9 protein-coding genes are annotated in these 11,408 nt (G+C 46.6%); 5 read left to right on the top strand and 4 right to left on the bottom strand.

Going from position 1 to position 11,408, the window contains the following annotated elements; genetic code table 11:
• Positions 1-80 precede the first annotated feature (80 nt).
• The 3 genes from OH458_RS11655 to OH458_RS11645 all read left to right on the top strand — a co-directional run bounded on the left by OH458_RS11655 (position 81) and on the right by OH458_RS11645 (position 3,787).
• Positions 81-1,166, top strand: a complete 1,086-nt coding sequence (locus OH458_RS11655; protein WP_443088512.1) for a substrate-binding domain-containing protein — start codon at positions 81-83, stop codon at positions 1,164-1,166.
• 178 nt (positions 1,167-1,344) lie between these two features.
• The gene (locus OH458_RS11650; RefSeq protein WP_443088511.1) at positions 1,345-2,898 is read left to right on the top strand and encodes a methyl-accepting chemotaxis protein; all 1,554 of its coding nucleotides are present in this window, start codon (positions 1,345-1,347) and stop codon (positions 2,896-2,898) included.
• 67 nt (positions 2,899-2,965) lie between these two features.
• Positions 2,966-3,787: a LysR family transcriptional regulator gene (locus OH458_RS11645; protein ID WP_269978466.1), complete on the top strand. Its 822-nt coding sequence runs from the start codon at positions 2,966-2,968 to the stop codon at positions 3,785-3,787.
• Positions 3,788-3,820: 33 nt separating this feature from the next.
• Here OH458_RS11645 and OH458_RS11640 read toward each other — a convergent pair whose 3' ends face one another.
• The 4 genes from OH458_RS11640 to tal all read right to left on the bottom strand — a co-directional run bounded on the left by OH458_RS11640 (position 3,821) and on the right by tal (position 8,547).
• Complete coding sequence (locus tag OH458_RS11640) at positions 3,821-4,852, bottom strand: HlyD family secretion protein (protein ID WP_269978465.1); 1,032 nt, start codon at positions 4,850-4,852, stop codon at positions 3,821-3,823.
• 3 nt (positions 4,853-4,855) lie between these two features.
• A complete protein-coding gene (locus OH458_RS11635) occupies positions 4,856-5,362 on the bottom strand; it encodes a magnesium transporter (RefSeq protein ID WP_269978464.1) in 507 nt (168 codons plus the stop codon).
• Positions 5,363-5,522: 160 nt separating this feature from the next.
• Positions 5,523-7,514: a transketolase gene (gene tkt, locus OH458_RS11630; RefSeq protein WP_269978463.1), complete on the bottom strand. Its 1,992-nt coding sequence runs from the start codon at positions 7,512-7,514 to the stop codon at positions 5,523-5,525.
• 82 nt (positions 7,515-7,596) lie between these two features.
• Positions 7,597-8,547, bottom strand: a complete 951-nt coding sequence (gene tal, locus OH458_RS11625) for a transaldolase (RefSeq protein ID WP_269978462.1) — start codon at positions 8,545-8,547, stop codon at positions 7,597-7,599.
• 437 nt (positions 8,548-8,984) lie between these two features.
• Between tal and OH458_RS11620 the strand changes: the two genes are divergently transcribed.
• Together OH458_RS11620 and OH458_RS11615 are read left to right on the top strand one after the other, a co-directional pair.
• Entirely contained in the window at positions 8,985-9,965 is a 981-nt protein-coding gene (locus OH458_RS11620) for a sugar-binding transcriptional regulator (RefSeq protein ID WP_038187140.1), read from the top strand.
• A 139-nt stretch (positions 9,966-10,104) separates the two neighbouring features.
• Complete coding sequence (locus tag OH458_RS11615) at positions 10,105-11,397, top strand: glycoside hydrolase family 18 protein (protein ID WP_269978461.1); 1,293 nt, start codon at positions 10,105-10,107, stop codon at positions 11,395-11,397.
• Positions 11,398-11,408: the final 11 nt, after the last annotated feature.

The following is an 11,408-nucleotide window of genomic DNA, read 5'->3' as shown; positions in this document are numbered from 1 at the left end:
TTATAATTGGCAATCTGTATTATATTTGTCGTGTATATTTATAATAATGTTATTACACAATCAAACAATTGGTAACATTCATGATAATAAACCGACAAAAGTGGCGAGTGAATGGTGTTTTTTCCCTTCTAAGCGCAGCGACTTTACTGTTCGTACCGAACGTGCAATCCGCGGATGATGAGGTAAGACACAGTTTCCAAACGACGGTAAGTGCCGATCCCGTTGAGCTAAGCACGCCAGTAAAAGAAGCGGTGAGAATTGCGGTCATTTACCCTAGTGCTGACATTTCCGATTTTTGGGTAAAAAACTATACCGCATTAACTAAACGGCTCTTTGCTCTTAATGTTCCTTTTCATATTGATGAGTTTTCATCAAAGCAAATCGAGCATTCTCTTCAAACCGAGTACACCAAACAAGTACTAAACGCCGAGAAACCTTATGACTTTGTTATTTTTGGTCCCTCTGAATTGGCGTTGCAAGCAGACAACATCCAAGCCTTATCGAAGTCTGACAGGTTTAAAACCTTTATATGGGCATTTCATACGCCCGTTGCTAAATGGAAGTATCAGCCGGATGCTTGGTTCGATTTCTCCAGCGAAATGGGTGCGGAAGTGCTGTGTGACCATGTAATTAACCACCTTGGGACGGACGTTGAATTTGCTGCGAACCGAGGCATACCGGGGATTACTGATACTCAACGCTCTCAGGGCTTTATCGACTGTGTCACTGAAAAAGGTGAGTGGCTCACCGCCTACGAGCATTTTGGTCAGTACCAGAAACTCGGAGGAGCCGATGGAGTAAGACTTGTCCTTGACAACTTCCCTGAAGTATCGGTGATTCATAATGCAAATACCGCAATGACAATGGGCGCGATCGACGCGCTACGCGAAGCCAATCGCTTAGATGATATCTATGTGACTGGATGGGGAGGGACTGCGAAAGAAATCGAAAAGATTCGTACCGGAGAGTTAGATGCAACACCGATGCGAATGAGCGATGATCTTGGCGTCGCGACAGCAGAAGCGATTAAGGCTCATCTAGAAGGTCGAGCAAACCAAGTGCCCCTGATTTATTTGGGTCGGATTACGGTGGTGCATAACGAAATGGCTGAGCGAGAGTTGAACATGCTCACCCGTGAAGCATTTCGCTATTCTGGCGCTCAATAGCGTCGCTCAACTTTTTGATTGTAATGTGCGCAAGGGAACGTGCGTAGCTAGCACGAGTAATCAAATTTTAGTCACTTAACACGTTTAAGTGCTTAAACTGTGATATTCATATTTTGTCATATATTAAAAAATGTTTATATTCCCGTGCTACAAATAATTACAACTAAAGTTGAGAAAAATGAGTGCTGCCCAAGAACGTGAAACATCATTGAGAGACGATGAACAACTCGTTTCTACTACCGACACAAAAGGCGTGATTACCTACAGTAATGACGCCTTTTGCCGTATTGCTGAATATCATCGCGACGAACTCATTGGCCAAAACCATAATATTGTTCGACATGCCGATATGCCTAAAGCAGCATTCGCTGATATGTGGGCAAACCTAAAGCAAGGTAAAGCGTGGCGAGGCATTGTAAAGAATCGTACCAAGTCGGGCGGGTATTATTGGGTCGATGCCTATGTAACGCCAATTTATGACAACGGTACAATCAGCGGATACCAATCTGTGCGCGTTAAACCTAAGCCTGAATGGGTTCGTATTGCCTCTGCTGCGTATCAGGGCTTACTCAACGCAGAGAAAAATGGCCGCACTTGGTCACTAAAAATTTCAGACTCGGTGAGATACGCGGTGCTACTAGGCTCATTGCTTGCACCGTTAGTCTCTAATGCTTTGGAATTAGAAGGCGCAATGCAGTGGTTAGCTGGGTTGCTGCCGGCTTCAGTGCTTGCATTGCTGTTTAGACAAGAGCTCATTGACACGCCAAGAGAGCTTAAAAAGCTCCAAAACAAGTTTGATAGCGTCAGTCGTTTAGTTTATTCGGGGAATACACCTTTTTCGGTTGCAGATTTCCACTTAAAAATGATGTCTGCGCGCATCCGCACCGTGCTAGGGCGCATGACTGATTCTGTAAAACCTTTGCAATCACTCTCTGAAAACCTCAACTCCACGGCGGTTGAAGTATCACAAGCATTAGACCAGCAAACCACCAACATTCGCCAAGTTCGGATTGCGACCGAAGAAGTTGAAGTGGCGGCCAATGATGTATCCAATAGTACCTCCGAAGCGCACCAACTCATTGGAATTACGCTAGAGAACTGTACAAAAGCAAAAGCCAGCATCGAACAGACGCATCACAATTTGGAAAACCTAGGTGTTCAAGCTGAAAAAGCGACCGCAACGACCTATGAGCTTAGTGAACAAGCGCAAAAAGTCAGCGATATGATGGAAGAGATTGGTGGTATCGCGGCGCAAACCAATTTGCTCGCACTTAATGCGGCCATTGAAGCGGCTCGCGCGGGTGAGCAAGGTCGAGGATTTGCGGTGGTTGCTGATGAAGTTCGAGCGCTTTCTGGAAGAACCTCGAATGCAACGGTACAAATTAAAGAGAGTATTGACGTCATGCTGAGTACCATTGGCGCTTGGCAACAAGAAATTATTGCCAACCAAGAGCAGACAATGGAATGTGGGCATGCTGCGCAAACCAGTTCAAAACAGCTGTTAGAGGTAGAGAGCATGATGCAATCGATGGGGCAGCTAATGAACAGCGTTGAACAAGCCGCCCAATCGCAACGCAAACTCTCCTCAGAAGTGAACGCACATATCCAATCCATTGCTGCGACGGCTGAGCAAAACTTGGCAGCGACTTACTCAGTGAACGAGCATTCAAAAGCGCTCAACCTTCAAGTGCAAGAGTTCCATTTGCTCGCGAAGCGTTTCGAAGAGAAGTAAACGGTTGGCAGGCTCCCTCTAATTGGTTAATTTAGAGGGAGTTTTACCTTTAAGAGCGCAAATACGAATGCACGATCTTAATGCTTTGCATGTGTTGGTGACTTTACTTAACACACGCTCCACCCAGCGTGCGGCAAAAAAGCTTGGCCGTTCGCAATCCTACGTTTCTAAGGTGTTAGCCCAACTAAGGGAAGAGCTCGATGATCCTCTGTTTGTTCGGGACTCTTCAGGGCTTATGCCTACCGACTACGCATTATCGATTGAACCAAGAATCAAAAACGCCCTTGAGCAGCTTGATCTTGCATTGACTCCTGAAGAGTTCGACCCGAGTAAGTTGAGCAGAGTAACACTGCACATTGTTGAGCCTTACTTGGTCGAAATAGGCAAGGATTTAATTCAGGCGATACGCGCTCAAACCAACGCTGTTATTGAGCTGCGTCAGTGGAGCGAGCATAGCGAATCACAAATTCTTGATGATCAGGTCGATCTGGGTTTACACGTACTTAATGATAAGCCGCAAAGTTTCTATCAAAAGAAAATCCACTCAGGAAGTGGCATCTTTGAGGGTAATCAAGAGGGCGAGTACGTCAAATTCATTATTTCTGGCATTAATGAGCATCATGACCACTTTAAGGCGCTCGACCCTAATCTGGAAGCGAGTATCGTGGTGGACAGTGTCCATCTAATCAACCAATTGATGGACGATTGCTTCACGCTACGTTACGAGCCTTACTACGATGACAAGAATTTATCGCCACTCAATTTAGATATGGCTTTGATATGCAAAGCGTCGTTAAGGTCTGCGCCAAAACAGCAGTGGTTGATGGATTTGATCATCCCCATTGTTGATACTCACGTCGCTGCGCGGAAAATGACGAGAAACCAATAAGCACCGAAAGGTGCTTATTGAGATTGACGCTTCCTACAATGCCGATAAGTAGGACTTGTATGCTTTTAAGCGCACGGTTGCGGCACCAATGATATCCATAAAGCCGAGCGCTTCATGCGGTTTTTTCGCCGATACCCATCCAGAACCGGTCGCACCAATAGGGACGTTGTAGCCAGCAGGTTCTTCAAACTCAATCACAATCGTACGGCCGTGACTTCCTGCATTGTTGCCGACATGTTGACGTACATGCTGTGAACCATTAACCACTGACACTCTTGCTTCCCCCGTGCCTGCGGTCAAGCTGTGCACACGGCCGCGAAAGATTTCCCCCGGATAGGCATCGACGTAGAACTCAGCAAACTGACCAACTTCGATATTGCGGTAGGTTTGGGCGGCAATACGCATTTCAACGAACTTCTTATTGGTGTTGTATAGGTGCATGTTACCTAAGCGAGTGCCTTCGACAATGTTAGCGATAGAGACTTGCCCATCAAAAGGCGCTCGAATTTCACGACGTTCGTTCTGCCAATTCGCCGTTGCCATTTGCGCTTCGACACTCAGGATTTGAGCATTTACCGCAGCGATCTTTGCCTCAGTCGATTCAATACGTGTTCTCAAGTCGTCTCGTTGTGATTCTTGTGCGAAATCGTTGAGTTTGGTCAGACGGTCGAGTTGCTTTTTATCATTGTTGACTTGGTGTGTCAGCGCGAGAATCTCAGCCTGCGCAGCGTCTTTTTGTGCCTTTAATCCATCGAGCTGAGCTGCGGTGTCTTCAGTTCTAAGCGTGTATATCAGATCGCCCTCTTTAACCATTTGGTTATGTTCAACAAATACTTGTTCTACCTCTTGGCCAACCAGCGGGCTGAGTACCGCATGGGGCGCTTTAACGGTGGTGCTATCAGTCAAATCAGCAGGTGACCAAAAGCGATGAGCGGTAAACAGCGAAAATGCGATTAGGCCACCTATACCAACGATGATGACAGCGTTCTTCAGTGTCCAACGAACGACGCCAGTTTTTACGAGCAACCAGCAGATAAACACATACGGTAACATGATCTCTTTCATGACTTATTCCTCTGTTGCTCTGTTTGATTGGCGACCGTTGCGGATAATGTTCGACAATTCGGCGGCGAGTACATCCCAACGAGCGAATGCAATGATAATGGCGAGTACCCACCATGTTTTATCAATAAACAAGCCACATAGAGAAAGTGCGAATACGATTTGAGTGTGCGCACTCGACATTTTTGCGGCGCGATGAACCGCGACTTCATGCAATTGCCACATCAAATAAACCACGTAGACGAGAATGGCGACGGTGACAAAAAATATGAACCCCATAAACACTTCTGAATCGAGCAACGTCAGAATCGCGGGGTAGCCGTTTGAAAAGTACTCCTCTGGCAACTCTTTACCATGAATCGTGCCCAGTTTTGATAACAGTACAGAGGCACTCAAAAGAATGGCAATGGCGCCGATGAGCTTGATTGAATAAGAGAAAACGGTTTTGGCTATCCTTGTCAGTTTATTATCTATTCCATTAGAGCGTAGGGTCTTAGAAGGTGTGGATGACATAGTTTCGCCTTATTTATTGCTATGTCATGAGAATAAAGGATGAGGGGCGTAATTTTGGAATAATCGAAATTCCAGAGCGCAAATTATGTTTTGTGCCAAGAAACAAAAAGCCCCACTCGCGTGGAGTGGGGCTTTACAAGCTATATGAGCTTTGAAGCGATTAAGCGAGAAGCTCTTTCGCTGTGTTCACTACGTTTTCAGTAGTGAAACCGAACATCTTGAACAGTTCACCTGCTGGAGCAGATTCACCGAACGTTGTCATACCGATGATCTTGCCGCCGAAGCCAACGTACTTGTACCAGAAGTCAGCGATGCCAGCTTCAACAGCGATACGTGCTGTTACGTCAGATGGCAGTACAGATTCACGGTATTCTGCGTCTTGCTTGTCGAATGCGTCTGTAGCAGGCATTGAAACTACGCGTACTTTCTTACCTTCAGCTGTTAGTTCAGCAGCAGCGTTAACCGCTAGCTCAACTTCAGAACCTGTTGCGATAAGGATAAGCTCTGGCTTGCCATCACAATCTTTCAGGATGTAACCACCGCGAGCGATGTTTGCAACTTGCTCTTCGCTACGCTCTTGCTGTGCAAGGTTTTGACGAGAGAAGATTAGAGACGTTGGACCGTCTTTACGCTCGATAGCCAGTTTCCAAGCGACTGCAGACTCTACTTGGTCACATGGACGCCATGTGCTCATGTTTGGCGTTAGACGTAGCGATGCCATTTGCTCAACTGGTTGGTGAGTTGGGCCATCTTCGCCAAGACCGATAGAGTCATGCGTGTACACTTGGATGTTCTGAACTTTCATCAGAGCAGCCATGCGCATTGCGTTACGCGCGTATTCCATGAACATTAGGAAAGTTGCGCCGTATGGCACGAAACCACCGTGTAGTGCAATACCGTTCATGATAGCTGTCATACCGAATTCACGTACACCGTAATGGATGTAGTTACCAGAAGCATCTTCAGCAGAAACAGACTTAGAGCCAGACCACATGGTTAGGTTTGAAGGCGCTAGGTCAGCAGAGCCGCCTAGGAACTCAGGTAGCATAGCACCGAATGCTTCTAGCGCGTTTTGAGACGCTTTACGTGATGCGATGTTTGCAGGATTTGCTTGAAGATCGCTAATGATTGCGTTTGCTTTCTCTTCCCATTGCGCTGGTAGTTCACCGTTTACGCGGCGTTTGAACTCTGCTGCAAGCTCTGGATATGCTGCTTCATAAGCTGCAAGTTTCTCGTTCCACGCTGCTTCCTTAGCTGCGCCTGCTTCTTTCGCGTCCCACTGCGCGTAGACATCTTGCGGAATTTCAAAAGGACCGTGCTCCCAACCTAGTTCTTTACGTGTCGCTGCAATTTCTTCTGCGCCTAGTGGTGCACCGTGACAGTCGTGTGAACCAGACTTGTTAGGCGAACCAAAACCGATGATAGTTTTAGTACAGATTAGAGTAGGGCGAGGGTCAGCTTTAGCCGCGACGATAGCCGCGTTGATCGCTTCAGGATCGTGACCGTCTACCGCTGGGATTACATGCCAACCGTAAGCTTCAAAACGCTTAGGTGTATCGTCAGAGAACCAGCCTTCAACGTGACCATCGATAGAGATACCGTTGTCATCCCAGAATGCGATTAGCTTGCCAAGACCTAGCGTACCCGCAAGAGAACATGCTTCGTGAGAGATACCTTCCATCAGACAGCCATCACCCATAAATGCATAAGTGAAGTGGTCAACGATGTCGTGACCAGGCTTGTTGAATTGTGCTGCTAGAGTTTTCTCAGCCAGCGCCATACCGACAGCGTTAGTGATACCTTGACCTAGTGGACCAGTTGTTGTCTCGATACCAGGTGCGTAACCGTACTCTGGGTGACCAGGAGTCTTAGAGTGCAGTTGACGGAAGTTTTTCAGATCGTCGATTGATAGCTCGTAGCCTGCTAGGTGAAGCAGAGAGTAAATCAGCATAGAGCCGTGGCCGTTTGAAAGCACGAAACGGTCGCGGTCAGCCCACTCTGGGTTTGAAGGGTTGTGGTTTAGGTGAGAGCGCCAAAGAACTTCAGCGATGTCAGCCATACCCATAGGTGCACCAGGGTGACCAGAGTTAGCTTGTTGAACACCGTCCATGCTTAGAGCACGAATTGCATTTGCTAGATGTTTGCGATCCATAATAAATACCGATTATTAGATTGTTTCTTAGAAAGGATGTTAAGAGGGGAACGCAAACGTTCCCCTTTTTAAATTCTGTTGATTAAAGTTTTGCTTCAATCATTGCTTCAAGTTTGCCTTGGTCAACTGCGAAGTTGCGGATACCTTCTGCAAGCTTCTCAACCGCCATTGGGTCTTGGTTGTGATCCCATAGGAACTCAGCGTGAGTCATTGGTGCTGGACGCTCTGCCGCGCCTTTAGAGTCTACTAGCTTCTCTACGACTTCACCTTCAGCAGCTTCTAGCTCAGCAAGAAGTGCAGGCGCGATAGTTAGACGGTCACAACCAGCTAGCTCTAGGATTTCGCCGATGTTACGGAAGCTTGCGCCCATAACGACAGTGCTGTAGCCGTACTCTTTGTAGTAGTTGTAGATCTTAGTTACAGATAGAACACCTGGATCTTCTTGAGCTTCGAAGTCACGGCCTTCTTTCGCCTTGTACCAGTCCATGATACGACCAACGAATGGTGAGATTAGGAATACGCCAGCTTCAGCACAAGCACGAGCCTGAGCGAAAGAGAAGAGTAGAGTAAGGTTACAGTTGATGCCTTCTTTCTCTAGGATTTCTGCTGCGCGGATACCTTCCCAAGTAGAAGCCAGTTTGATCAGGATGCGATCGTTAGTGATGCCCGCATCGTTGTACATTTTAACTAGTTGGCGAGCTTTCGCTACGCTGCCTTCCATATCGTAAGACAGACGAGCGTCTACTTCAGTAGAGATACGGCCTGGGATAGTTTTTAGGATTTCTTTACCGATGTTTACCGCTAGCATGTCACAAGTGTCTTGTACTTGTTGCGCTTTATCAGAGCTTTGAGCTTTAGCGTATTCGATTGAAGCATCGATTAGAGGTGCATACTCTGCGATTTGAGCTGCTTTTAGAATCAGAGAAGGGTTAGTTGTTGCATCTTCTGGTTGGTACTTTTTGATTGCGTCAATTTCACCAGTGTCTGCTACTACAGTCGTTAGTTTACGAAGTTGCTCTAATTTGTTGCTCATTCCGATCATCCTATTTCATGGGTCTCATATATAGATGGCTATATATGGAGAGTGCATTTGCAAGCGAGTTAACCAATAGTATTGAACAAAAACCACCAGTTAACTTTAAACTTTTTCGCGTCAGAACAATTGTTGTGAACATTTGCTCTGTGCTTGAGTAAATGATGGGTTCATAATTATCTTAACCACGCAGAAAGTCAATCATCTAAACAGGGTTAAAGTGACATCCATCAACTATTTTTTGCATTCGTTGTTGCGCAAAATCGTGATAAACGTTTGCCCTTTATTTCCAGGGCTTCTCCGAGAAATGACATGCCCATTTTGTGAGCTGAGAATATGTCACGCAGATGAGCAAATGTTGGTGTTTTGATTGCTTATGACATATGCTACAGCACTGAGCATATGTCATGTAAAAATTGCGCTTTGGAATCGAACCTATGAGTAAATCTGCCAACGAGTTGACTGACGACAACACAGACCTACTAACGGAAATCTCCGTTGCCTACTATCAAGATGGGGCGACGCAAGAGGAAATATCGAAAAAGTTCTCAGTTTCCCGAGCCAAAGTGGGCCGGATGCTTAAGCAAGCACGCGATGAAGGCATTGTGGAAATCACCGTAAAATATCACCCAGTATTTAGCGCCAAGATTGAACAACGACTTATTGAACGCTTTGGCGTGAGGCGGGCGCTGATTGCTTTAGACCAACCTGTCGAAGATCAACAGCGCCAGCAAGTGGCTGGCTTGGTTTCGAAATACATGGCGAGCTCAATACAGAATGGGGCGGTAGTCACCGTTGGACAAGGAAGAAATGTGTCAGCGGTGGCGCATCATGTTGGGGTTATTCCGCAACGCGATGTTAAGTTTGTTTGCGGGATTGGGGGGATTCACCCAAGAGGCGGTATGTTCAACGCAGACCACATTTGTCGCCAATTTGCCAAAAGCTATGGAGGGTCATCAGAGACGCTTTATGCACCGGCTTACGCTGAAAATCGCGAGCAAAAAATGGCATTCATGCAAAATGCGACAGTAAAGCAGACTCTCGACCTTGCGCGAAAGGCTGACGTGGCGCTCGTCGGTATTGGCGATATGAGCGAAAACAGCTATATGGTTGACTTAGGCTGGTTTACCGCTGATGAGGTCGTTCAGTCACGGATGCAACAAGGTGTTGTTGGTGATTTTGCCGGTTATGATTTTTTCGATATTCACGGCCAGTCTGCAAGAACAGTGATGAGCGACCGCGTAATCGGATTGAGTATTGATGAATTTCGACCGATCTCTGAAGTGATCGCCATCGCGGCGGAAAACAGTAAACCGCTCGCGCTGCTTGGCGCACTTAGAACGGGCGTGATTGATGTCATTGCCACGAGTGTAAGCAACGCATTGACGGTGCTCAACCTTGATGAACAGATGAAGTAGAGTGTAATTCAATACATTGCTCTGCAACTTGTGAAATAGGGATGCTAAAGACATTAAATCACTCGCATCCCTATTTTGTTCAGACGCAAAAATAAATCTTCCTTGATTAATTGGTAATCAGATTAACAAGGAGAATACAATGAAAAAGACAATCGCTGCTGCCGCCTTGGCAAGCGTGATGAGCTTATCGGTTCACGCACAAGATAAAGTTGTCGCGGGCTACTTTGCTGATTGGCAATACAGTAACCCCGATAATCCTTACCAAGTCAAAGATATCCCCGCAGATAACCTTACCCATATCATTTACGCATTTCTGAGTATGTGTGGTCCTCACACTGGCGCGAGTGAAGCGATTCAAAAACAAGTCGAAGAACACTGTAAAGGTAAAGCGCCATTTACTGCGATTGTTGTCGATCAGCAGGCCGCTTTAAAAGAAGACTTTGGTGCGGTGTCGGTAGAGGTTGACTACAAGGGCCACTTCGCCCAGCTCGCGCAGTTAAAACAAACTCATCCAGATCTGGTAATTTTGCCATCATTCGGTGGTTGGACAATGTCAGAACCGTTCCATGCCATGGCAAAAGATCCGAAAGCGATTGAACACTTTTCAAAAACTGCGGTTGAGCTTATTGCAAAGTATGACTTTTTTGACGGAATAGACTTGGATTGGGAATACCCTGGCGGCGGTGGTCTTACAACCTCACCGTGGAATCCGGCAACGAAGTTATCTGACGAGCAAAAAGCCAGTGAAAGAGAGGCGTTTAACCATCTTGTCAAAGCTTTGCGTGGTGACTTAGACAAACTCGCGAGCAAAACCAAGCGCGAATATGAGCTCTCAACCGCTGTGGGCGTTGGCACTAAAGCGCAACAAATTGATTGGAAAACCGCGAGCCCGTATTTGACCAATATGTTTGCCATGACTTACGACTTCCTAGGTGGTTGGGGGCAGCAAACTGGCCACACGACCAATCTTCACGCCACTGAACGCAGTTGGTGGGGAATGGGCGCCGATGTCTTCATCAATCAAATGATTGAGCAGGGCATACCGAGTGAGAAACTGGTTATTGGCGCGGCTTTCTATGGTAGAGGCTGGCAAGGCACTCAAGCGTACAACGGTGAGTTGCCAAACGGAGAACTTGTTTCAGATAGCGGTGCGCAGTTCGGCACTGGAGAAAACGGCTACTTTATGTTTTGGGATCTGGTGAACAACTATAGTGCGAAGCAGGGCTACCAATACAAATACGATGAGCAAGCGCAAGCGCCGTATCTGTGGAATCCAGAAAAGAAAGTGTTTATTTCATTTGAAGACCAGCGTTCTATCAAGGCCAAAGCGAAGTGGGCGAAAGAGTCTAAGCTAGGCGGTATATTTACTTGGGAGCTGTCTGGAGACCCAAGTGGTACCTTGGTCGAAGTGATGAACAAAGAAATTCAGTAGAAACACAAGCC

This window comes from Vibrio sp. MarTm2, assembly GCF_027587055.1.
GTDB lineage: Bacteria > Pseudomonadota > Gammaproteobacteria > Enterobacterales > Vibrionaceae > Vibrio > Vibrio sinaloensis_D.
This window is presented reverse-complemented; position numbering and strand designations above follow the sequence as displayed.